This is a genomic window from Paenibacillus sp. Y859, assembly GCF_056786405.1.
Genome location: NZ_JBXCIZ010000001.1, coordinates 643,828 through 668,610, shown reverse-complemented (window position 1 = coordinate 668,610; position 24,783 = coordinate 643,828). Strand labels below are relative to the sequence as shown.

Below are 24,783 nucleotides of genomic sequence, written 5' to 3'. Positions count from 1 at the left end.
ATAATAATGGGGTTTTTCAAAAACCAATTTGCTAACGTTGTGGAATGGGAAGAGTTTAGAGATGATATGATTTTTTGGAAGTGGAGCAACCGTGAAATTAAAAAAGGAAGTAAATTAATTATCCGATCTGGGCAAGATGCCATCTTCGTAAATAACGGCAAGATCGAAGGGATTTTCGAGGATGAAGGGCAATTCAATATTGATTCGGACATCATTCCATTCCTATCCACGTTGAAAGGGTTTAAATTTGGCTTTAACAGCGGGATGAGAGTGGAAGTCTTATTCGTCAATACGAAGGAATTCACCGTCAAATGGGGAACGCAAAATCCGATTCTGATCCCGACTCCACAGCTTCCAGGCGGTATGCCTATTCGTGCTAACGGCACATTCAATTTCAAAGTCAATGATTATGTTACGCTGATCGATAAGATTGCCGGAATTAAAAATAGTTATCTTGTCGAGGATATTAAAATTAGAATTACTTCTGTGTTAGATCAGTTATTAATGAAATGGATCAGCAGAGAAGGCAAAGACATGTTTAATCTGCAGGCGAACGCTTCGGATATTGCCAAAGGTATCCGCGAAGATTTGGATATGGAGATCATGGATAACGGGATGACAATTACAGGCTTTCAAGTGATGAGCTTTAATTACCCTAAAGAAATTCAAGACATGATTACGAAAACGGCTTCCCACGAAATGATTGGTAATCTGCAGAAGTATCAACAGGTTAGTATGACGGACGGTATATCCTCCGGAAAAGTAAAAGGCGGCGGTGCTGCTTCGGACATGGCGGGTATGATGATGGGAATGAATGTGGCTAATGAAATGATGAAAAATATAAATCAAAATCAAAACCAAAATCAAAACCAACAGTCTTCGGCTGGAAACCAGCAGTCTGCTTCTGCTGCTTCCTCTTCTCCGGAAGGCCATAAAAAGCCCAACTTCTGCCCAAATTGTGGTGCGAAAACCGAAGGTGCTAATTTCTGTCCGGATTGCGGTCAGAAGCTGTAACTAGGCTTGCAGTCGCTGAAGTTGATGAACTTCAATCTACGGATGACTTTATGACTCGTTTTCAAAAAGTGATTTGGAGGTTCAAATATGAGCGAACAAAAATTAGATTTGATTCTACAAAAATTAGAGTCACTGGAGTCAGGACAGCAAGAACTCCATCAAATCACTAGTGCGATCCGTGATCGCCAGGAAGAAACAGATGCTAAATTTGAAGCGTCGAGTATGGTTGCGAATGGATGTTGAAAAATTAAAAACTAAAAACTAAAACAGAGCCCCGCTCACCTAAGCGGGGCTCTGTTTTAGTAGAAATTGCACACTATCCCATAAGTGAATAAGTGATGACATGCCTTGTAATCACTCAACTTGGTAAGTATAATCGATGGACAACAAGCATATCGACAAAGGAGATAACAATACATGAGTAAGAAACAGAAGATTAATAACGAGTGGCTTTTTTCGAAACAGCCGCTACGATCGAATTACGATTCGGTATCTCAATGCAGTGATTGGGCTGCTGTAACGCTCCCACATGATTGGTTAATTTATGATTCGAATCATCTATATGAAGATGGGGACGGCTGGTATAAAAAGACGATAGAACAAACAGAAATATGTCCGAATACCTTATACACCCTCTATTTTGAAGGCGTATATATGGACTCAACGTTGTACGTAAATGGTCATGAAGTTGGAACATGGAAGAGTGGCTATTCTAGCTTTGAAATGGATATTACCCCTTATCTAATAGAGGGAATGAACGAAATCTATGTTCATGTTATCCATGAAGCACCAAATTCCCGTTGGTATTCTGGAGCTGGAATCTATCGTTCCGTATGGTTCAAGACGTATCCAACTTCCCATATTTCTCCGCATGGTATCTATGTAACTACCATGAAAGAGGAGTCGAATTGGAATGTAGAAGTGGATACAGAGATTGTGATCGATGCATCCCGTAGCACCTCATCAACCTATAAGCTTAGACACAGTATTGTGGATGGTAAACAGAATGTAGTGACGCAATCTGAGGTTCAATTTCATGCGGAAGATAGACAAATAAAGTCCACGCTAATTGTCAGTAATCCGAAGGTATGGGATGTTATCGATCCGAATTTATACACATTACAAACAGAACTTATCATAGATGATACGGTCATCGATGATGAGCAACTGAACTTTGGCTTTCGGACGATAGCTTTTGATACAGAAAAGGGATTCTTTCTGAATGGACGTCATGTCAAACTATATGGTGTGTGTCAGCATCATGATTTAGGAAGCCTAGGCGTAGCTATTAATAGAGTTGCCTTGAAACGTCAAATGACCCTTCTTCAAGAAATGGGAGTTAACGCGATCCGGACCGCCCATAATATGCCGGCGGTAGAACTGATGGAGCTTGCAGATGAGTTGGGACTATTAATCGTGTCTGAAGCGTTCGATATGTGGGAACGGCCTAAAAATCCATTTGATTATGCACGATTCTACTCAGAATGGTGGGAGAAAGACGTTGCAAGCTGGGTACGCCGAGATCGAAATCATCCTAGCATGTTAATGTGGAGTATTGGAAATGAAATATACGACACACATGCTGATGAACGAGGACAAGAGGTAACGAGAGAATTGTTAGCTGCGGTACAACTGCATGACCCGAGAGAGAATGCTGTCGTTACGATTGGCTCGAATTATATGCCTTGGATAAATGCTCAGAAATGTGCGGATATCGTGAAATTCGCTGGCTATAATTATGCGGAGAAATATTATGAAAGCCATCATGAAGAGCATCCAGATTGGTTTATTTACGGCAGTGAAACATCCTCTACTGTACAGAGCAGGGGGATCTATCATTTCCCACTTGCACAGTCCGTTCTATCTGATGATGACGAACAATGTTCATCCCTTGGTAACAGCTCAACAAGCTGGGGAGCTAAAAGTACAGAACACTGTATTATCGCAGATCGTGATGCGACATTCTCGTTAGGTCAGTTCATATGGACTGGGTTTGATTATATCGGTGAACCAACACCTTATTTTACTAAAAACTCTTATTTCGGCCAATTAGACACAGCAGGATTTAAGAAGGATTCCTTCTATATCTATCAAGCGGAATGGACAGATTACAAGAAAGCACCGATGGTGCATATTTTTCCTTATTGGGATTTCTCTGAAGGGCAAATGATCGATATTCGTGTATGTTCCAATGCTCCGAAGATTGAACTATTCTTCAATGAACAATCACAAGGCGTATTCGACATTGATCATGTACATGGTCAGAAGCTGATTGGAGAATGGCAATTGCCTTATACGAAGGGCACGTTAAAAGCAGTAGCATATGATGAGAATGGTCAAGTTATTGCGACGGATATTCAGCGCTCTTTCGGTGATGCAGCGACCATCGTACAGACGACGGATCACACGGTCATGCAAGCAGACGGATCTGACTTAATCTTCATTGAGATATCAAGTAATGATGAGGATGGAAATCATGTAGCCAACGCCAATAATCGTGTACATCTCACGGTTGATGGACCTGCTCGTCTAGTAGGCTTGGATAATGGAGATAGCACTGATTATGACTCTTACAAAGGAAACAATCGAAGATTGTTCAGCGGTAAGTTGCTCGCGATCATAGCCAGTACGAATGAGCCTGGTACAATTGTGGTGACAGTAAGTTCGAAGGGACTTCCTACAAGTCAACTTACTTTGTCTTCTGTTGCGCCTTCGTATGCTGGCGAAGCTGAAGAGGAGCTAGCATTATACAGCTATTCAGCTATGCATGATGAATCGCAGCCGAATCACGAACTAGAACAACAAGCAGCAGATGAAATTCCGGTACGCAAGCTGGAGATCGTTTATCCTGAAGGCACCCAGTTCTCTCCAGAACAAACAACACTTCCGGTTCGTGTCAATCTTTATCCAATTGATGCAACCTATCAGGAGGTTGAATGGAGAGTTACGAATGTGGCAGGTGTAGAATCTAACATTGCTACAATCGAGTCTAATGGTCATGAAGCTACGGTAACAGCTCTCGGAGATGGAAAAGTCTATATTCGATGTGCAACAAAGAATGGCTCCGATAAAATTAAGATGTATTCATTAATAGAAATGGAAATTCAAAATATGGGTCATGCCTTTATTAATCCTTATGAATTCGTATCAGCAGCTTATCATAGTGATACAAGCTATAATTTAACGAATGGTAATGATCGGGGAATGGCAACTTCTAGGGATGTCGAAAGTCTGATTAGTTTTGAGAGAATTGATTTTGGCCCATATGGCTCGAATGAAATTACACTCCCAATCTTTTCTTTGGATAGCGAACAGTTCTCTATCGAAATTTGGGAAGGTATACCGGGAGAAGCCCAAGCAGAATTGCTGACAGTCGTTTCCTATCACAAGCCAACGATATGGAATGAATATCAGGCGGAAACGTATACTTTACCGAAAACGTTAACGGGAGTGACATCGATCTATTTCGTGTTGCGCCATAAAATTCACCTCAAGGGCTTCGAGTTCAAGAAACGCTTGAAAGGATTCGAAAGATTAAGCGTACTTGATAATAATACGCTGTATGGAGATTCCTTCACTGTTACTGCTGATGCGATTGAAGATATTGGGAATAACGTATCGCTTATTTTTGAAGATATGGATTTCGGGGAAACAGGTAGTTGTAAGCTGGTTATTGAGGGACATTCACCAATCGATCATAATACAATCCATGTACTGTTCAACGGTGAGCAGGGAGATGTTAAACAATTGGTTGAATTCAGTTTCTCTGAGGGCTACTGTGAACGTGAATATGTTATCGAGCACGTCAAAGGTCTACAGACGGTCACTTTCGTCTTCCTTCCGGGTAGTCAGTTTAATTTCAAATCATTTCAGTTTCAGTCTGAGGAAATATAATTAAATTGAATTTTATCTATAAACTGAACGGAGCCTTCTCAATATGAGAAGGCTCCGTTATTCGTCTATCTGAATGTCATTTCAGTCTGGGATTGAAATTGTGTATACTTATATTCTAAACACCGATCATTTTGACGTATAGTTGGAGGTATTAAATTGACAAAGAATAAGATGCTATTCATTCTGTTGCTCTTGATGGTGATGATGCTAACAGGTTGTGCTAAAGGGGCAGTAGGTGTAGAGGTACATAAGAACGGAAGTGTAGATATCAGCGTGAATCTACAGATGGATGCTAGTATCAATATGCTTATAGGTAAGTCGTTGGATAAAGCACTTGAGACCTCGATGAATGACTTGGGAATTCAAGTTAACAAAAACCAAACTGGTGACAAGACGGAGTATGAATTGTTGAAATCTTATGCTTCATTTCAAGAGATGAAGGATATTCAAGGCGATTTCAAGGGGATTAAGGTGGATGTGAAAGAAACGGATAAATTTTTCTATACAAAATATAATGTTTCTGCACAGCTTAATTTAACAGAATATGAACCTGAAATATTACAGGGCATTCGTACTTATGGGTTACCGGAAAAGCTGAGTCAATTTATTCTTAATCAGCTTGCTTTTGATTTCTCGCTTACGTTACCAATAGACCTCTTTGGTGATCATAACGCTAATAAAATAGAGGGAAATACATTAATCTGGAATATTTCATTGACTGAATCTGAACCTGTTCGGGTGGAGATTAACGCTCCTAACATAAACAATATTTGTATTGTTGCAGGATCGACCCTTCTAATTATGATGTTGTTCGTCATTTATTGTATAAATAGAAGAAGGAAACATAGGAAGTACAAAGAAGGTTGATACGTTGTTGTCTGGAAACGAAAATGGCAGTTCAGAGGCGTATCATCACCTTCTGGACTGCCATTTATTCTCTGTATAGATTTTACCCTTAAACGTTATTCCTTCTCCAAACGATAGCCACCGTGAAAGACCGGACCCACATATTCATTAAATGCAAAACCGTTCCGAATGGCAGCTAAGACGAAATCTTTGGCTTTCGCTACAGCATCGTTAACCGACAGACCGTTAGCTAAACCACCAGCAATCGCAGCGGCAAAGGTGCAGCCAGCTCCATGATTCGTTGCGGGCTCAATTTTGACAGCTTCAAAGACTGTATATTCAGATCCGTTGAAAAAGACGTCAATAGCTAATTCTCCCCCAAGTGCTTTTCCACCTTTGACAACAACGTTACTTGCACCAAGGCCGTGAATAAGGCGGGCAGCCTCCTTCATATCTTCAATCGAAGAGAGCTTGCCTAGACCAGACAGTACGCCTGCTTCGAATAGATTGGGCGTTGCTACGGTAGCTAAAGGTAGAAGTAGATCACGGATAGCGTTAGCGCTCTCGGGATTCAGCACCTCATCTTCGCCTTTACATACCATGACTGGATCAATGACTACATTGGTCTGACGATTATTCTTAATGGATTGCTCCACAACACGCACAATGTCTACACTTCCGAGCATACCGGTTTTCATGGCATCGACGGGACCACCAGCAAAGACAGTCTTCAACTGTTCAGCGACGAGTGCTGCATCAATTGGATAGACATTATGATGCCAGCCGTTGTCTGGGTCCATCGTTACAATAGTAGTTAAGGCGCTGAAACCGTAGGTACCATATTCCTCAAAAGTTTTCAAATCCGCTTGAATGCCTGCGCCCCCGCTGGAGTCACTACCGGCAATAGTTAAAGTTTTAATGATTTTTGACAATTCGAACGTCCCCTTCGTCTATATCTAAGTTTATAAAATGTGAATTGAGTTGATTATATCAAACATTCTTGGAATTTTCATAAATGGATTGAAAAAAAACTGAAAACTCTGTTAGTCTATTAGAGTTGATCATTTTAAAAAAATAAGTTGAATTAATGAAGGGACTATAAGCATCATGAAAATCATTCGAATTATATCTCAGGTCGGATTGTTATATTTATTTTATTTGGCTGGTGACTACATACAGGGTCTGCTTCATCTCCCGATTCCAGGAAGTATTGTAGGCTTGTTGCTTCTCTTTGGTTTATTATTGTGTAAGGTGATCCCTGTGACTTGGATCGAAGTAGGATCGAATACGATATTATCATATCTTCCACTGTTTTTTATACCAGCAACTGCAGGGATTGTGAATCACATGGACATATTTAATGGAAGAGGATTGTTGTTGATCCTTGTGCTCATTGTAAGTTCAGTGTTGACGATTGGAGCTGCGGCACATGCCAGTCAGTGGTTAGCAGGGCGAGGTACTAGGAGTGTAAATGATACCAGCGATATGAGAGAGAAGGGAGAAGGAATATAATGTTTATGACTGCAGTAGTAATTGTTCTGGCTAATGTAAGTATTTACATCGTTATGTCTATGATCTATAGACGGTTTCATATTCCCGTGCTCATGCCTGCATTAACAGCTACTGTTGCTGTCGTTGTTTTACTATTGTATTTTCGGATTCCTTATGAAATGTATATGATCGGTGGTCAATGGATTAACCAATTGCTCGGACCGGCTGTCGTTTCTTTAGCTTATCCGTTATATAAACAACGCCATGTGCTTCGTCGCAATCTAGCAGCTATCTTGGGGGGAACACTGACGGGGTTATTTGTAGGGATGTTCAGTGGGATGTTTTTAGCTATCATCTTGGGATTCTCTAAATTATATATTCTCTCGTTATTGCCCAAATCTATTACTACACCCGTAGCGATTCAAATATCGGATAACTTGGGTGGAGATTACTCCTTAACCTCCGTATTTGTGATGATTGCTGGTTTTACGGGAGCTATTGGAGGACCTTATATCTTGAAGATGTTTAGAATAAAAGATGCCATTGGAATTGGGATCGGTCTAGGTACGGCTTCCCATGCGCTCGGTACCGCGAAAGCGCTCGAATACGGTGAGGAGTCCGTCTCGATGAGTTCTGTAGCGATGACCGTATGTGCGATTGCCGGCTCAATGATCGCTCCTTTGGTTGTCTGGCTAATGAATCATTTTATATACTAATTAGTGAAACGGAGGTCTGAATATAAATGAACATTACTATAGGGGAAGTTATACAAACTTTGAAGGAATCTACAGGTCATATGGAAGCTGGCGTCGATATTCTTCACTACGGAGAACCGAATGCAAGAGTGACAGGAATCGCAACGACATTTGTAGCGAGTCAGTCTGTGATTGAAAGGGCGAGAACGTTAGGTGTTAATTTGTTAATTACACATGAAGGCTTATTCTATAGCCACTTTGGAAATAAAGAACAGTTAGAAGAGGATCCAGTGATTCAAGAGAAGGTAAGAGTGATTGAAGAAAGTGGTATAGCTATTTATCGTTGTCATGATTTGATTCATCGATCTAAACCGGATGGGATTATGGCAGGATTGCTACATCAATTGGATTGGAATGATTTGGTGCAAGAAGAACTACCTTACGCGACTATTCTTGAAATTCCTGAAATGTCTGTCCAAGAGGTGGCAAACCATGTGAAGAATAAATTGAATATGAGTCATGTACGAGTTGTCGGTCATATCGGAATGGCATGTAAACGTATCGGCTTATTGGTTGGATATCGAGGTGGTGGTGAACTGGCCATTCCATTGTACGAAAGGTATAATCTTGATTTAATTATCTATGGAGAGGGTCCAGAATGGGAAACGCCAGAGTATGTTAGAGATGCTGTCTTTCAGAATGAAGAAAAGGCTCTGATCGTTGTGGGGCATGCTGAGAGTGAATGGGCAGGTATGAAATATCTTGCCAACTGGATTCAGGATAAATATCCCAATATTCCTGTTCAATTTATTTCAGACGAACCGATCTTTCAAATCATTTGACATATGGACTCTTTACTTGTCACATCGTTGCATAAATCACTGAAAATATGCGCATGATAATTATGACATTTAAAGGAGGTTATGCCAAGTGAATGACAAAGAAGATATGACGTTGACAGATCACCAGGGGCATCCAATCGACAACAACCAAAGTATGCGTACGGTGGGGAGTCGGGGACCTACAACGCTCGAAAATTATCACTATATCGAGAAGATCACGCATTTTGATCGGGAACGAATTCCCGAACGCGTTGTTCATGCACGAGGTGCAGGTGCTCATGGATACTTCGAGTCCTACGGAAGTGTTGGGGATGAACCTATTGCAAAGTATACCCGAGCTAAACTATTTCAAGAGAAGGGAAAGCAGACGCCTGTATTCGTCCGTTTCTCATCTGTTATTCATGGGAGTCATTCCCCAGAGACATTACGTGATCCGAGAGGATTTGCTGTCAAATTTTATACGGAGGACGGTAATTGGGATCTCGTTGGTAACAACTTGAAAGTGTTCTTTATACGGGATGCCATCAAATTTCCAGATCTTATACATGCTTTCAAGCCGGACCCTGTTACGAATATTCAGGATGGGGAACGTATATTTGATTTTATTATGAATACGCCTGAAGCGTTAATGATGATCACATTTTTATTCTCACCGTGGGGTATTCCAGCTAACTATCGGGAAATGCAAGGTTCAGGAGTCAATACATATAAATGGGTGAATGCTGAGGGAGAAGCAGTTCTGATTAAGTATCATTGGGAACCTAAGCAGGGAATCAAGAACTTAACCCAGAAAGAAGCGGAGGATATTCAGGGCAAGAATTTTAATCATGCAACTCAAGATTTGTATGAGGCCATTGAATCGGGGAATAATCCGGAATGGGAGTTATGTGTCCAAATCATGAGTGATGATGAACATCCTGAACTTGATTTCGATCCTCTCGATGATACGAAGCTGTGGCCGACGGACAGATATCCCTTTCTTCCAGTAGGACGGATGATTCTGAATCGAAATCCAGACAATTATTTTGCGGAAGTGGAACAAGTCGCATTTGGCACTGGAGTGCATGTGGATGGGCTTGATTTCTCAGATGATAAGATGCTGCAGGGACGAACGCTTTCTTATTCGGACACTCAGAGATACCGTGTAGGACCGAATTATTTGCAGTTACCTATTAATGCTCCGAAGAAGCGAGTTGCAACGAATCAGAGTGGTGGGCAAATGGATTACCGAGTAGACAGCGCTCCAGGGCAGAATCCCCATATCAATTACGAACCATCTACACTAGGGGGCTTACAGGAAGCGAAGAAAACAGGGAAAGAACATACACCTCGTGTAGAAGGAAATCTGGTACGACAAGTGATTGAGCGTACCAACGATTACAAGTATGCAGGTGAAAGATATCGGGAGTTCGAAGACTGGGAACGTGATGATCTGATTCTTAATCTTGTGAATACATTGAAAACGAGTCGCCCGCATATTCAACAAGGGATGGTTGATCTATTCACTAAGTGCGATGAGGATTACGGACGTAGGGTAGCGGAAGGTTTAGGGTTAAAAGATAGAATAAAGCCAAGTAAATCCGAGGATCAAGAATTTGGAGGCCCCCTCGGAGCTATACGAACCAAAGAAGGCGTTCAAGATGCAGAAGATAAAGGTCATATAGCTGATCCGTATTAAACAAGTAAACGTAAGTAGGCTGTGAACCGGTTAGTAAATAGAGTTTGTCCATTCGGAGTATTCCGAGTAGATAGGCTCTATTTAGCTTGCATATTGTAAAATAATATCCATTATCAAGAAACTCTTCGCTAAAATATGGTAATACTGTATAATGGGTGATAATGAATTTTTGTGAATTTCTCAAAAAGGAGACACGCCATTGTCTACCATACATATCAAGCCGAATTTATTCATTGGATCTGCAAGAGAATCTATTAGGTACGCAAGTGCGATTCAATCTCAAATTGGAAGATCAGTTCAAGTAACACCATGGTTTGCAGGAACCTTTGGTGCTAATGAATATACGATGGAATCTTTAGAACGTATATTGGATCAGAGTGATTACGGGATATTTGTATTCTCTCCAGATGATGTTGCTCTTATTCGTGGAAAGCATGTCTTTATTACGAGGGATAATACGATTTTTGAGATGGGGTTATTCTGGGGCAAACTGAGAAGGAATCGTGTGTTTTGCATGGTCCCACAAGAAGTAACTCATAGGGACGATCTAATCAATGATATGAATATAACACAATTCCATTTGCTCTCAGATCTTGCGGGTTTAACAATTTTGGAATATGAATGTAGAAACGATCGTAATTATGAAGCAGCGGTTACTTCAGCTTGCATCAAAATATTAGATATTATTGAGCGTGAGAAACATTATTTGGATCCAAATGTGCTTCTTAAGCAGAAGGAGGAGGAATTGCAGAGAAAACAAAGTATTCTTCATTTTTTTTGGGAATTCAACCGAAATGTTACGGTTCCAGAAGATCAGAAATACCATGCTTTAAGTGAAGCTGTTCGTAATTCATTTATTTCACCACTTAATTGTCGAGTCACAGGTGCGGCCTTCTGGCAGACAATCGGAACTGACGGGCTTCGACAAGTTGGTGGGAATGTCGGCAGGGGTAAATTTTATCCATTTAATACGAATATTATGGATCAAAAGTCACAATCCATTTATGTACTTGATGTATATAATAGTGGTAAGTGGACGTTTTTCAAGCGAAAGGAAGTTGCGGACGTATATGTGCTATGTTATCCTTTAGGTAAGGAGCATGTCCTTTCCGTTCATATTTCTGGTGTTGAAATGATTCCAGAAGGGAACCTTGAGGATATTGTCTCATATAATGATGAATTACTTCGTACCATAAGGCATTTAGTTGGAGGGGAAACCAAATGAATAATAACGACAACTTTCGGCAATCTCAACTTAATTTACCCGCCAAAGGGCCTTGGGTAGTGAAGGATGGAACGTCCGCAATTAGTAATGAATCCGTAGCTAGAGGAAGTTCAGTACCACAAGCCAAACGTATGCGAGCAAATGCCCGCAAAATTCAAGGTAAAGTACTATTTGTTGGACCTTCTGTTGAAGGAAGCGATAAGGAGTATGTTAAAGTGCTTAGTGGAACTGTTTATGAACATAAACCTTCGTTTGCATAACTTAAATATATTTTTATAAATAAAAAAACAAGGTACTTGTAGAAATACAGTGGCCTTGTTTTTATTTGTCTTTTTCTAACGAATATCTCTAGTCTTCACGTTACTACTGTAAATGGTTGAATGACTGGATAATTTATAGGATGGGAAATTGGGATCCACATCAAGTGACATCACATCTTCATAATATATTTCTTGCTGCAGATTAATAAGAAACGGAAGAGAGTTAGCTTCTATTTCTATATCACCAATGTCTGGTTGGGTCATAATCAAGAGTACAGTTATTCCATCGCAGCCACAACCTACGGTATCAAAAAAAAGCTTGAAGTATCCTGGTTGGTCTCCAAGTGCATCCATTAACTTTTCTTTAGCCAGTGGTGTTATTTGAATATTCACGGGTTATTCGCGCTCCTCAAATAAGAGATTTTTTTTTGCTAAGAAGATAATTATACTACATATTCGACAAAGTGTTATAATGGATGGATGAGTCGATGTATTGATACAATAGGACGTGTACTGGGATCAACCTAGTCACGTCCTTGTGTGGCTTGTATGCTTTTTTTGAAACGACCTTAGGATAAGGGAATTAACCTTATTCCTACTTAAAAATATAATTATTAAAGAATGAGGAGACAACATGACATTTACTGATATGAAAATAATACACCCAATTTTAAAAGCACTTGGGGATGAGAACTATACTGCGCCAACACCAATACAGGAACAGGCGATTCCGGCTATATTGGCTGGGAAAGATTTACTTGGTTGTGCCCAGACTGGAACAGGGAAAACAGCAGCATTTGCTGTGCCAATTCTACAATTACTAATCGAGCGGCAAAGTGATAGAAATACTCCACGCCGTATTCGTTCTTTAATTCTAACGCCAACAAGAGAGCTTGCACTTCAAATTCATGACAATATTGAATCATACGCGCGTTACACCGATATTCGCTGTAGTGCAATATATGGTGGCGTATCGCAAAAGACACAGGAGCGGGCCTTAAATCAGGGGGTCGATATTCTAGTTGCGACTCCAGGCCGGCTTATCGATTTAATGAATCAAAAATGTGTTGATCTTAAGTATATCGAAATATTCGTACTGGATGAAGCTGATCGGATGCTAGATATGGGCTTTATTCATGATGTGAAAAAAATAACTTCAAAAATCCCTGCTAAAAAACAAACATTGTTGTTCTCAGCTACGATGCCACCAGAAATATCCAAAATGGTGAAATCGATACTGGTTGATCCGGTGAAAGTGGAGATTACCCCGGTGTCTTCTACTGCAAGTCAGATTGAGCAATTTGTCTATTTTGTGGATAAAGGAAATAAGCAACAGTTATTGGCTCATCTTTTAGAGGATACATCCATTACATCGGCTCTCGTATTTACACGAACGAAGCATGGTGCTAATCGTGTGGTACGTGAACTATCCAAAGCGAATATACAAGCTCAGGCGATTCACGGAGATAAGTCACAAGGGGCTCGGCAACTTGCACTAAGTAATTTCAAAAGTGGTATAACGAGAGTGCTGGTTGCAACAGATATTGCTGCAAGGGGAATTGATATTGATGAGTTGTCCCATGTAATCAACTTCAACCTACCCAATATCTCGGAAACGTATGTTCATCGTATCGGGCGTACAGGTAGAGCAGGAATGAGTGGGATCGCCCTCTCCTTCTGTGAGATTGAAGAAATGCCGTTCTTTAAGGATATTGAGAAATTAATTGGTAAGAGTATCCCTGAAGTGAAGGGTCATCCTTATCCAATGCTGATTACAGCGGAACCGATCAAACCTAAACAGAAGGCATCGAATGACCAGAAACCATATTCTGGAGCGAACAAATATAAAGGGAAATCTCCCAATAAATCGGGTATGAAAGAGTCCCGCGTTTACAAGGGATAACTCGGAAGTCTCTCCACTTTTCATTCTTGGAGACATCTTTAATAGACGGTGTTGTTGTAGTAGAATAGAGTAGATGTTTCTAGGAATAAATATTGGTAAAGGAGTTGGAATGTGTATGATTTCGATTGAAAATAATAAAACTATTCTTTTTATAGGGGATAGTGTGACGGATTGTGGAAGAAATTATTCGGATAATGGTAGCTTAGGTTCTGGATATGCTTTTCTTGCAGCTGCAGAATGGGGTCGTAAATATCCGGAGAAGAATACCAATTTCATAAATCGTGGAATAAGCGGTAACCGTGTTATTGATCTCGATCGAAGATGGGAAGAAGATTGTTTACGATTAAATCCGGCATGGGTGTCAATATACATCGGTATTAATGATGTGTGGCGGCGTTATGACAATGATGATGCTACCTCTGTTGAGCAGTTTTATGAAGGATATCGCAAATTGATTGAACGCACCAACGAGCATACAGATGCCAAATTGATTCTTGTGGAGCCTTTTTGTTTACCAGTACCTGAAGATCGTAAGACATGGAGAGAGGATTTAGATCCTAAAATTCAAGCAATTCGTGATTTGGCACGTGAGTTCCAGACACTATATGTCCCTCTCGACGGATTATTTGCTTCGGCAAGTACACAGATTGATCCGGCTTATTGGGCGGGGGATGGTGTGCATCCAACAGCAGCAGGTCATGCTCTTATTGCAAAGGCATGGTTGGATACAGTGCAAGGATAGTACACAGAATACGAAATCATAATAATGATTAAGGAGAGATTTAATTATGAGTAAATTCAAAGTAGCCATTATTGGATGTGGAAATATTTTTCCAATGCATGCCATTTCCATTCAATTATCTGATGATGCTGAACTAGTTGCAGTATGTGACAACAAAGAAGATCGTGCTAAGCAAGCTGCCGAGAAATTTAATTGTAGTTACTATACAAGCTATGAGGAAATGTTAGATAAGGAAGAAATTGATGTTGTTCATATCTGTACTCCACATTATTTGCATGCTCCTATGACGGCATATGCGGCGAGTAAAGGTAAGCATATACTTACTGAGAAGCCGATGAGTATTACAACTGAAGATGGACAGAACATGGTGGATGTATGTGAGAGTAACGGTGTTACATTAGGAGTCATCTTTCAGAACCGTTACAATCCCGGATCACAGTTGATCAAGGATGCAATTGTAGATGGTAGTCTTGGACAAGTCCTTGGTGCAAAGTGTTCGGTAACTTGGAATCGTTCAGACGAATATTATAGCAAGAGTGACTGGAAAGGGACATGGGCTAAAGAAGGTGGCGGTGTTCTGATTGACCAAGCCATTCATACGATGGATTTGATGCGTTGGTTCGTAGGTGAAGAAGTTGAATATGTTGATGCTCAGATTGGCAATCGTGCACATGAAATTATAGAAGTTGAAGATAGTGTTGAAGGTGTAGTGAAATTTAAGAATGGTATCTTCGGTGGTTTCTTTGCGATCAATTATCATAGTTATGACGCTCCTGTAGAGATTGAGGTTCATTGCGAGAATGGCATCGCCAAAATGATCGGCGAAAAAGCAACTATTGTATATAATGATGGAAAAAGAGTAACGAGAGACAAGAATCCAAATGAAGAGATCGATTACGGTGAAGGTGTGAAAATGTACTGGGGAGTCAGCCATTTGAAACAAATTAATGATTTCTATGACTCGTTGAAGAGTGGTGGAGCGCTCTATATTGACGGTAAAGAAGCACTCAAGACACAGAAAATGATTTCGGGAATTTACCAATCGGGTAAGGAACTTAAACGAGTTTATTTATAATTCATGTGATCTGTATCGTCAGTAGTGAAGAAGAGATAATAAGAGCAAGGGCCTTTCCAGTTAATGGATGGACCCTTGTTTGTTGTGGATTGAAGTGTTGTAAGAGTAGGTTGATTACAGCTACAGCCCGTGGGACTTTTTGAACTGTTCAGGAGTCATGCCCTCTAATCTTTTGAAAACGGTACAGAAATAACTAGGATGCTCATAACCAGATTCCTTAGCAATTTGGTGTATCTTTTTAGCAGGGTTGAGGAACATTAACTCCTTACTTCTAGTAATTCTTTCCCGATTCATATATTCCATAGGTCGAATATGTAACGTCTTTTTGAATAGAGAGCATAAATATTGAGGGGAAAATCCTGCATAGGTTGCAATCTGATCAATGGTAATCGACTGATGACAGTTCTGTTTCATATATTGCATGATGGGTTGTAATCGGAGGACATTCTGCTGGGTATTATCGTTATGCGTATAAACGTATTTGGTCAAATCGAGTACAAGCGTATATAGAACTTTAGAGCATTCCGTACTCAGATAGGAACGTTCTGAACTTGTAATCGTTAGTAAGTGCGTTAAATGAGCCATAATTGCATCACTATCGCTAAGTGAAAAAACACCGGATTGATGAATACCAGCTTGTTGTAATAATGTACTGCAGAGGTTACCGTCAAAAGATATAAAATTCAATTCCCAAGGTTCTGATATCGCATGGTAGGAATGGGGTATGTTAGGGTACAAACAAATGGCTTGCCCCGTTGTGACAGGGTAGGTATGTCCTTCTAAAATGAGTTCTCCCTCACCAGAAATAACTTGTAGCCATTGGTAGCAATAGAAGCCTTCAGGGCGAGATGTGGGAGCTTGATTATCCCAGTGTCCCGCGCTAGTCAGATAGATAGGAAGGTTGGAGTCAAAATCAGTTATGATTGGAAATGCAATGGAATCCATATTGATCCTCCAGTTTCATATTGTTATATAGAAGCGAAAATTCTTAAATAGAAATAAAATAGTTTCAATATTATAATGTGAATATAGTGATAGTATATCTTAATTACGAGATTAGGAGTGACTTATATGACGAAACAGAAATATGTTTATAAAGCACCTGCAAACGGCTATCCCGAATGGAATAACAATCCTGAAATTTTTCAATTAAATCGGATGGACGCCCATGCGACATTAATGACATATCAATCGTTGGAAGAAGCTTTAGCTGGAAAATTAGAGGAATCGGCCAATGTTCATTCGTTGAATGGGACATGGAAGTTCGCTTTGGCGAGTAACCCAGAACAACGGATCGTTGATTTCTATAAACAGGATGTGGATTGTAGTGATTGGGATACGATTGCGGTTCCCTCTCATTGGCAGCTTCAAGGATATGATTATCCGCAGTATACTAACGTTCGGTATCCTTGGTCTGAAAGAGAGGACATCAAGGCACCTTTTGCTCCAACAGAGTATAATCCTGTAGGGTCGTATGTACGAACATTTACGATACCTGAAGACTGGAAAGATAACCCTGTATTTATTAGCTTTCAAGGGGTTGAATCGGCTTTCTACGTATGGCTTAATGGTGACTTAGTTGGTTATAGTGAAGATACGTTCACACCCGCAGAATTTGATCTGACGCCTTACTTGGTACCTGGTGAGAATAAATTGGCTGTCGAGGTATATCGCTGGTGTGATGCTAGTTGGCTTGAGGATCAGGATTTCTGGCGGATGAGTGGTATATTTCGCGATGTATATTTATTTACAACACCTAAAGTCCATATTTATGATTTCTTCGCAAAAGCTGAACTTGAAGATGATCTACAGAATGGTCAACTATCCATTACAGCAACCGTCAATAATTATACAGAAGTGAATGCAGGCCTGATTAGTATAGAGGCAGCATTGTATGATCATGCACATCAGTCGATATTACAGCAACCGTTAAGTATAGCTTCCTCCCTTGATGATAAGCCATCTACGCTGTTACAAGGTTCAGTTCGTGTAGATCATCCTGAGAAATGGAGTGCCGAGAAGCCCCATCTATATACATTAGTACTTGAGTTGAAAGATGCTAATGGTCATACGGTTCAGTTCATTAGCTGTAAGGTAGGCTTCCGTAAATTCGGTATCGAAGATGGATTGATGAAGATCAATGGTGAGATTATCGTATTTAAAGGTGTAAATCGCCATGAGTTCTCTCCTCATACCGGCCGCGCGGTCAGTGTAGAAGATATGATTGCTGATATTGTTTTGATGAAATCACATAATATTAACTCCGTGCGTACCTCACATTATCCGAATCATCCGAAGTGGTATGAACTGTGTAATGAGTATGGACTATACGTGATTGATGAGACAAATCTAGAGACGCATGGTAGCTGGACCTATGGTCAAAAGGAACTTGGGGACGCCATCCCAGGCAGTAAGCCAGAATGGAAGGCTAACGTTCTTGACCGGTGTAATACGATGTTCCAAAGGGATAAGAATCATCCTTCCATTGTGATGTGGTCACTTGGTAATGAATCCTTCGGGGGAGATAATTTCATTGCGATGTATGACTTTTTGAAGGAAGTAGATCCTTCCCGGCTTGTACATTATGAAGGGGTGTTCCATTACCGACCTTCCGAGGCTGCATCTGATATTGAGAGCCAAATGTATACTCAAGTACATCAAATTGAGGAATATGCACGTAACAATCCACAAAAGCCATTTATTCTGTGTGAATATAGTCATGCTATGGGGAATTCCTGTGGTGGGCTGAATGAATATTGGGAGTTATTTGACCGTTATCCTATTCTGCAAGGTGGTTTCATATGGGACTGGATTGACCAATCCATCTTAACTAAGACAGACAGTGGGATACCTTATCTAGCTTATGGCGGTGATTTCGGTGAATCTCCGCATGATGGGACTTTTTGTGGGAATGGATTAATTTTTGCGGATCGGACGGTAACTCCCAAGTTACTTGAAACGAAGAAGTGTTACCAGAATGTGGAATTTACAAGTGTAGATATACAACAAGGTCGGATCAAGATTACGAACGAGTATTTGTTTACCAATATATCAGATTACGATTTAGTATGGCAGTTGACGAACAATGGGGTTATTGAACAAGAAGGGCGTACGACGATTTCTGTGAATCCAAATTCCTCAGAAGTGATTGATCTGAAAAAGGCTATCCCAGGGATAGGTCAGGTTGGATCAGAATATATTCTAACGTTGCGTTTGGTTCTGAAAGAAGATACAGCGTGGGCCAAGCGAGGGCATGAAATTGCCTATGACCAATTCGTTGTGTTACCGATAGCTTGGGAGCAGGTTGAATCTACGTCTCAGTCGGATGCTCTTCCTTTATTGGAGGTTGTGGACCAGGAGAAAGTGTTGAGAGTAAGTGGTGAGCAGTTCCTCTTGCAATTCGATAAGCTCACAGGTGAAATGTCTTCGTACCAATTGAAGGGTGTGGAGCTAATTCAACAAGCACCTATTCCGAACTTCTGGCGTGCGTTAACGGATAACGACAGAGGGAATGGTCATGAGGAACGTAGTGGGACGTGGCGGGAGGCAGGCGCGAGAAGAACGCTAGTTCAGTTTGCTTACGAAATACAAGAGCATACGGTGAAGTTGATCACATCTTATTCGCTCCCTACTCCAACGACTTCATTATGTACCATTACGTACACCGTCCATAGAGATGGAGAAGTCATCTTGGATATGGATCTTCTCCCAGGAGAAGGTTCTCCAGATATCCCTGAGATAGGATTACTATTGGCGATGAGTGGCTCCTTTGATCAAATAGAATGGTATGGTAAAGGACCCCATGAGAATCAGTGGGATCGCAATACAGGTGCACCTGTAGGTCTATATTCTGGTAAGGTGAGCGAGCAGTGGGTTCCTTATTTACGACCACAAGAATGTGGGAATAAGACAGAAGTACGTTACGCATCGATTGAGAACAATCAACAAGTAGGGCTCTTTATTCAAGGATCTCCACGGTTCGAACTGAATGTTCTTCCTTATACACCAACAGAAGTTGAAGCTGCGGACCATGCTTATAAGTTACCTAAGTCTGATGCAACAGTCGTTCGGATTAATTACAAGCAAATGGGTGTTGGTGGTGATGATAGCTGGGGTTCAAGACCTCATCCAGAATACAGACTGTTCGGGAACCGTAGCTATAGCTTCAGTGTCTCTTTGAAAGGATATCAAAAATAAATAATGAGAAGAAGGACTGTCACAAAGGTCAAAGTATCGACCTTTGAGATCAGTCCTTTTTGTTGTTCCTGAATGATCTTAAGTGTTGTCGTTCAATGGATCTAATTCTTCTACTATTTCTTGCTCTCCGGATTCCGAGATGTTGTGGGGGATATTTCTTCTTCCAATTAAATAATCAATGGAGACTTGGAATAAATCAGCTAGTTGTGATAATGTTTCGAAATCTGGTTTTCGTCTACTTTTCTCGTAGTGGGATAATGCTGCACGGCTGATCCCGATAGATGTAGATACTTCTTCTTGCGTCCATCCTTTCTGCTCTCGCAATTCTGCAATTCGATTCTCAATCTTCATTCATCTTCCTCCCTAAGCATCATAACCCTATAAAATGGAGACATAAAAATAACTTAACATGATATAAATTGTATTGTAGATCAGCACTAGGTAGTGTGATACATTTTGTATCATTATAGCGTCAAACATCTTGAAAATACAACTAAAAGAAAAAAAACGCATAGGTTTGTATATTAAGGAGTGAATATGAACGTAAACTTTGGAAATGAAAGATCCATCTTATGAGCATGCGATGCAAATCGTGAATGCAGTATCACAAGTTTTTAAGAGTGAGATTTCTAGAATTATGAAGATGGTTGCTTTTACTAATGATCTAATAGACTCGATGAATAATATCCTCAAATAATGGCTCCTCCATATGAATATCCTCGATTTCACCCCAATGACTCATGTAACGAAGAATATCCATCGCTTTCAATTTTTGTCCGTTAGCTTCAATAGTGATGGAATAATCATTGATTTCCATAATTCGAATCGTTTCTGTATCTGACAGTTGGAATGTAGCAGGTAAATGGGAGTGATCATCTATGGGAATCTTGAATTCTCTGTTAAACGTGACTCGAAATAAAGTGGGTAGCCCAATCTTGTTCCGAAGTCGCTGAATGGTCCCATCATAGCTTAACTCGCCATGGTTAATGACCATCACTCTTTCACATAACTGCTCAATATCGTCCATATCGTGAGTGGTGAGCAGGATGGTTTTACCGAAGTCTTGATTCAAAGTCTTCAGAAAGGTTCTAATGTTGCGTTTGGCGGTGACATCTAAACCGATGGTAGGTTCGTCTAGAAAAAGAATGTCTGGGTCATGAAGCATGGATGCCGCTAGATCCGCACGCATACGTTGACCTAATGACAATTTGCGGACGGAAGTCATCCAGAATTCATGTAAATCTAGTAATTCGGAGAGTTTACCTAATCGTTTCGTGGCATCCTTCGGATCTACTTTATACATCTGTGCCAGAATGTCGTAGGAATCCTTCACTGGCAAATCCCACCACAGCTGACTACGCTGTCCGAATACAACAAATGAATAGGACGCATGAGGTCTAGAGAGATCTGACCTGTACGTACCGATTGAGGAATGGCCCAGCCCATTCGTTGTGAATCCAGAAACCCATAGGGAGGCTTGAGTGAAAGCGATATATGCCACCATGCCATGTAACCCCATATTCTCCTAACGAACGATCCTGACCAATGCCGATCCAGACACAAGCATAAATATAGCCGAACAGCATACTGGCCACATTATGTAACATGTGTGCACCGCGGTATTGAAGATTCCGCGAATAAGCTTTTGAAGCCAAAGTGAAATAAAGCATGGAACACCTCCGATAAGTCTAGTGTGACGATGAGATTCGTCAACTTCAGTCAAGGCGAAATGAGAGAAGGACAGCCTTCAGAATAGTTATCCTGAGACTGTCCCTATGGCTGGTCGCATACTTGAATAGTGCTAATTAATCCTAATAAGCTCCCCGAATATGTGTTTCTACTTGATTCTCATAGAATGAACGTAATCGATCCAATTCTTTTGTGCTAAATGCAGGCACGTCAACGGTACCTAGATTATTCTCTACTTGGAGGACGTTTTTAAATCCAGGAATGACACAGGTGATATTCGGGTTCTCAAGAATCCAGCGCATAGATGCGCGTGCCATATCTCCCCGACCTTCTGCGATCCATGCAAGTTCCCTTGCAAGCTCTACTCCCTTGGTGAAAGGCAACCCGGCGAATGTCTCACCTACATTGAATTGTTCTCCATTCGCGTTAAAGTTGCGGTGGTCATCTGCAGCAAATGTACTGTTCTCATTGAATTTACCTGTAAGCAGTCCACTCGCAAGAGGCAATCTGACAAGAATTCCTACACCAGCTGCATGAGCCTTTGGAAACAGTTCATTCGCTGGCTTTTGGCGTAGTAAGTTAAATATGACCTGAAGTGCTTTCAGACCCGGAACGTCCAGACAGAATAAGCCCTCCTCGATCGTCTCTACACTGACACCGAAATGACGGATCTTTCCTTCTTGTTGTAGCTTCTCTAGTACTTCAAACACTACACCATCCTTTAGAATGGCAAGTGGAGGACAGTGAATCTGATATAAATCGATTCTTTCGCGTTGCAGACGCTTTAGACTATTCTCACAATATTGGCGAATCGCTTCTTCTGAATAATTGGCTGGATCCTGAACATCGCCTGCACGACAAAATTTGGTGGCAATATGTACAGTATCCTCTTTACCTTTCGTAGCTGTAGCTAGTAACTCCTCTGCATGCCCCGAACCGTAAACATCTGCCGTGTCAAAGAAATTAACACCTTCATCCATAGCACGCTGAAGACCGGAAATCGCTTCCTGATCATTAGAATTTCCCCAATCTCCTCCAATGGCCCAAGTTCCAAAGCTAACTTCACTAACCTTCAGTTCTGTATCCCCTAGTAAACGGTATTTCATCTATTGTCCTCCTCGATATTATCTTTTCGACAAACTATATATTAACAGTAATCAAATTGGAAACCGTTTGCAAATTTCTACCCCATAAGGTTCTAAAGTTAGTGTTCCTTCATGTGTTATCCCATCATAGAGAACACTCTTATACGGATGATCTAAGATAATACTTCGAGATTCCCTACTTAAATTTAATAGGAAGAAGAATGCTTGAGAATCACGCATGCGTACAGATATTTGAACACCTTCTGGTAGATCGGGGAAATGTGGAATATCATGCGCTACTGCTAACTGATGAAGTAGTGATTTCATATAATTTTCCTCGGGATGGGTACCCAAATAATATACTTTTCCCTTGCCAAAGCTATTAACGGTAATCGCCGCTTTCCCTGCATAGAAATCATCATGATACGTAGCTACTACCTCTGCTGTAGTCGGGTGCAATATGTCGCACCACTGTGTGGAGGAATAGGTCTGTTCATCCGTTGTAATGATGTGATGGAGGCTGTTGGCAATCGGATCATACTCACTTACATGAACTCCAGCACAATAGGATAGCATGCCAGGCAAAGGCTCCATAAGGCATACATTATTCAGATTCTTCACACCACTTCGGTGAGTAATAATTAATGTTCCTCCCGCTGCCGCGAAAGCTTCTAGAGAGGTAGCAACCGTTGAATCCATTAAATATAGGCTTGGTGCAATAATAAGTTTGTATCCAGACAGGTCCTCTGTCCAATGAATAACGTCAGTACCAATACCTAATTTGGTTAAGGCTCGGTGCCATTGTTTGATATTCTCGTAATAATCTAGCCCTTCGACTTGCGGTTGGATATCTAGAGCTACGAGCTGGTCATGAGAGTGAAGAATAGCAACATCATTGCGGACTACGCTTCCTTCCAATAAACGTGAGAGTGTATTCACCTCTGTACATACTTGTGAGAATTCTTCAAATCGACGACCAGGCACATTGCTGTGATCGATCAATCCATGCCAGAATTGTTCAGCCCCGATGGTTGCACTTCTCCAGCGAAATTGGACAACCGTGTCTGCGCCTCTAGCAATTGTCTGCCATATATAGGCGCGAATGAAGCCTGGATAGGGTGTGCGCCACATTGGTCCCCAACCACCAGGAGGTCCACTTAATTGCTCCATAATCCAGAAATTACGTCGTTTAATACCTCGCGTGACATCTAGAGATAACGCTCCACTGTATGGGCCTGTAGATGTTTTGTCTGGTGACGTATTCGGATAATAGTCGAAGGCCGCTACATCTAGTTGCTCTCCTAAAGGGTATAGGTCCAGCTTTTGTGGATAACTATGAAAATTGTGCGTGATGAAATGTTCTGGGCAATTCTCGCGAATGATCTCAATCTGAGTCTGTTGATAATGATGAACGGAAACAGATTGAAAGCGGTAGAAGTCCAGTAGATAGGATGGATTCTGATATGGTGATCCACCATAAGGTGTCGTTACTTGGCTCCAGTCGTTGTATTCACCACTCCAAACCACGGTTCCCCATTCATGATTTAACTGTTCAAGAGTACCGTATTTGGCTTGAAGCCATACACGAAATTGTTCGTTGCAGGATTCACAGTGACAATACACTAGGCTGAACTCATTATCAGTCTGCCAACCAATGATGGCAGGGTGATCCTTGTAATGAAGTGTTAGCTTCTCAATGATGCGTGATCCATAAGAATGTAATGAAACACTGTTGAAACAACGATGCCCACGAACACCGGCATGATACGTCTGTCCATTGGCTTGGATAGGTAGAATATCCGGATATTTCTCAGTAAGCCATCTAGGAGGAGTATGGGTGGGAGTACCTATAACAATCTGAATACCTTGACGGTGAAAAAGATCTAAAGCGCGGTCTAGCCACTCGAAGTTAAATTGCCCCTCCTTAGGCTCAAATCGACTCCATGCGAATTCGCCAACACGGACAATTTTAATGCCAACTTCCTTCATCTGGATAGCATCCTGTTCCCATAGGGAAGGATCCCAATGCTCGGGGTAATAATCCACACCCATTTGAATCTTAGAGAAGTTATTCATTCTATATGACATCCTTTCAATGATAGAGGTTGTTCAAAAAGTCATCTTTTGATCACGAAGGTTAGCAGGAG

The 24,783-nt window shown here is 41.0% G+C and carries 20 protein-coding genes and 1 pseudogene; 14 read left to right on the top strand and 7 right to left on the bottom strand.

From position 1 onward, the window contains the following. Nucleotides 1-6: 6 nt before the first annotated feature. The 4 genes from AC1TO8_RS03440 to AC1TO8_RS03425 all read left to right on the top strand — a co-directional run bounded on the left by AC1TO8_RS03440 (nt 7) and on the right by AC1TO8_RS03425 (nt 5,775). On the top strand, nt 7-1,014 hold the full coding sequence (locus tag AC1TO8_RS03440; RefSeq protein WP_482054197.1) for an SPFH domain-containing protein: 1,008 nt from the start codon (nt 7-9) through the stop codon (nt 1,012-1,014). 87 nt (nt 1,015-1,101) lie between these two features. Beyond that, a complete protein-coding gene (locus AC1TO8_RS03435) occupies nt 1,102-1,257 on the top strand; it encodes a hypothetical protein (RefSeq protein ID WP_482054196.1) in 156 nt (51 codons plus the stop codon). 174 nt (nt 1,258-1,431) lie between these two features. After that, nucleotides 1,432-4,908, top strand: coding sequence for a glycoside hydrolase family 2 TIM barrel-domain containing protein (locus tag AC1TO8_RS03430; RefSeq protein WP_482054195.1), 3,477 nt, complete (start codon nt 1,432-1,434; stop codon nt 4,906-4,908). Nucleotides 4,909-5,064: 156 nt separating this feature from the next. Then, nucleotides 5,065-5,775, top strand: a complete 711-nt coding sequence (locus AC1TO8_RS03425) for a hypothetical protein (RefSeq protein WP_482054194.1) — start codon at nt 5,065-5,067, stop codon at nt 5,773-5,775. Nucleotides 5,776-5,870: 95 nt separating this feature from the next. Here the strand turns inward: AC1TO8_RS03425 and thiD are convergent, their stop codons facing one another. After that, complete coding sequence (gene thiD, locus AC1TO8_RS03420) at nt 5,871-6,686, bottom strand: bifunctional hydroxymethylpyrimidine kinase/phosphomethylpyrimidine kinase (RefSeq protein WP_482054193.1); 816 nt, start codon at nt 6,684-6,686, stop codon at nt 5,871-5,873. A gap of 175 nt (nt 6,687-6,861) precedes the next feature. Between thiD and AC1TO8_RS03415 the strand changes: the two genes are divergently transcribed. The 6 genes from AC1TO8_RS03415 to AC1TO8_RS03390 all read left to right on the top strand — a co-directional run bounded on the left by AC1TO8_RS03415 (nt 6,862) and on the right by AC1TO8_RS03390 (nt 11,945). Then, nucleotides 6,862-7,266, top strand: coding sequence for a CidA/LrgA family holin-like protein (locus AC1TO8_RS03415; protein WP_482054192.1), 405 nt, complete (start codon nt 6,862-6,864; stop codon nt 7,264-7,266). Next, a complete protein-coding gene (locus tag AC1TO8_RS03410; protein WP_482054191.1) occupies nt 7,266-7,961 on the top strand; it encodes an LrgB family protein in 696 nt (231 codons plus the stop codon). The genes AC1TO8_RS03415 and AC1TO8_RS03410 overlap by 1 nt, the downstream gene beginning before the upstream one ends. A 26-nt stretch (nt 7,962-7,987) precedes the next feature. Then, nucleotides 7,988-8,782, top strand: a complete 795-nt coding sequence (locus tag AC1TO8_RS03405) for a Nif3-like dinuclear metal center hexameric protein (protein ID WP_482054190.1) — start codon at nt 7,988-7,990, stop codon at nt 8,780-8,782. 106 nt (nt 8,783-8,888) lie between these two features. Continuing rightward, the gene (locus tag AC1TO8_RS03400; RefSeq protein ID WP_482054498.1) at nt 8,889-10,460 is read left to right on the top strand and encodes a catalase; all 1,572 of its coding nucleotides are present in this window, start codon (nt 8,889-8,891) and stop codon (nt 10,458-10,460) included. 199 nt (nt 10,461-10,659) lie between these two features. Then, the gene (locus tag AC1TO8_RS03395) at nt 10,660-11,685 is read left to right on the top strand and encodes a TIR domain-containing protein (RefSeq protein ID WP_482054189.1); all 1,026 of its coding nucleotides are present in this window, start codon (nt 10,660-10,662) and stop codon (nt 11,683-11,685) included. Then, a complete protein-coding gene (locus AC1TO8_RS03390; protein ID WP_482054188.1) occupies nt 11,682-11,945 on the top strand; it encodes a hypothetical protein in 264 nt (87 codons plus the stop codon). Before AC1TO8_RS03395 ends, AC1TO8_RS03390 begins: the two co-directional genes overlap by 4 nt. Before the next feature lie 75 nt (nt 11,946-12,020). On the opposite strand, the gene AC1TO8_RS03385 is transcribed toward AC1TO8_RS03390, so the two are convergent. Next, complete coding sequence (locus AC1TO8_RS03385) at nt 12,021-12,338, bottom strand: iron-sulfur cluster biosynthesis family protein (protein WP_482054187.1); 318 nt, start codon at nt 12,336-12,338, stop codon at nt 12,021-12,023. 241 nt (nt 12,339-12,579) lie between these two features. Between AC1TO8_RS03385 and AC1TO8_RS03380 the strand changes: the two genes are divergently transcribed. The 3 genes from AC1TO8_RS03380 (at nt 12,580) to AC1TO8_RS03370 (ending at nt 15,665) form a co-directional block, all read left to right on the top strand. Further along, nucleotides 12,580-13,848, top strand: coding sequence for a DEAD/DEAH box helicase (locus tag AC1TO8_RS03380; protein ID WP_482054186.1), 1,269 nt, complete (start codon nt 12,580-12,582; stop codon nt 13,846-13,848). 115 nt (nt 13,849-13,963) lie between these two features. Beyond that, the gene (locus AC1TO8_RS03375; protein WP_482054185.1) at nt 13,964-14,590 is read left to right on the top strand and encodes an SGNH/GDSL hydrolase family protein; all 627 of its coding nucleotides are present in this window, start codon (nt 13,964-13,966) and stop codon (nt 14,588-14,590) included. A 46-nt stretch (nt 14,591-14,636) separates the two neighbouring features. Next, complete coding sequence (locus AC1TO8_RS03370) at nt 14,637-15,665, top strand: Gfo/Idh/MocA family protein (protein WP_482054184.1); 1,029 nt, start codon at nt 14,637-14,639, stop codon at nt 15,663-15,665. A gap of 120 nt (nt 15,666-15,785) precedes the next feature. Here the strand turns inward: AC1TO8_RS03370 and AC1TO8_RS03365 are convergent, their stop codons facing one another. Then, entirely contained in the window at nt 15,786-16,610 is an 825-nt protein-coding gene (locus AC1TO8_RS03365; RefSeq protein WP_482054183.1) for an AraC family transcriptional regulator, read from the bottom strand. Nucleotides 16,611-16,736: 126 nt separating this feature from the next. On the opposite strand from AC1TO8_RS03365, the gene lacZ reads away from it, so the two are divergent. Further along, on the top strand, nt 16,737-19,862 hold the full coding sequence (gene lacZ / locus AC1TO8_RS03360) for a beta-galactosidase, LacZ type (RefSeq protein WP_482054182.1): 3,126 nt from the start codon (nt 16,737-16,739) through the stop codon (nt 19,860-19,862). A 158-nt stretch (nt 19,863-20,020) separates the two neighbouring features. Here lacZ and AC1TO8_RS03355 read toward each other — a convergent pair. The 4 genes and pseudogenes from AC1TO8_RS03355 to AC1TO8_RS03340 form a co-directional block, all read right to left on the bottom strand. Beyond that, nucleotides 20,021-20,213, bottom strand: a pseudogene (locus AC1TO8_RS03355) (helix-turn-helix domain-containing protein); the annotation flags it as partial. Nucleotides 20,214-20,526: 313 nt separating this feature from the next. Continuing rightward, nucleotides 20,527-21,381 carry an ATP-binding cassette domain-containing protein gene (locus AC1TO8_RS03350; RefSeq protein ID WP_482054181.1) on the bottom strand — a complete coding sequence of 285 codons (855 nt, stop codon included), beginning with the start codon at nt 21,379-21,381 and terminating at the stop codon, nt 20,527-20,529. Between the two features lie 292 nt (nt 21,382-21,673). Continuing rightward, the gene (locus tag AC1TO8_RS03345; protein ID WP_482054180.1) at nt 21,674-22,657 is read right to left on the bottom strand and encodes an aldo/keto reductase; all 984 of its coding nucleotides are present in this window, start codon (nt 22,655-22,657) and stop codon (nt 21,674-21,676) included. 51 nt (nt 22,658-22,708) lie between these two features. Further along, nucleotides 22,709-24,712 carry a beta-galactosidase gene (locus tag AC1TO8_RS03340; protein ID WP_482054179.1) on the bottom strand — a complete coding sequence of 668 codons (2,004 nt, stop codon included), beginning with the start codon at nt 24,710-24,712 and terminating at the stop codon, nt 22,709-22,711. Nucleotides 24,713-24,783: the final 71 nt, after the last annotated feature.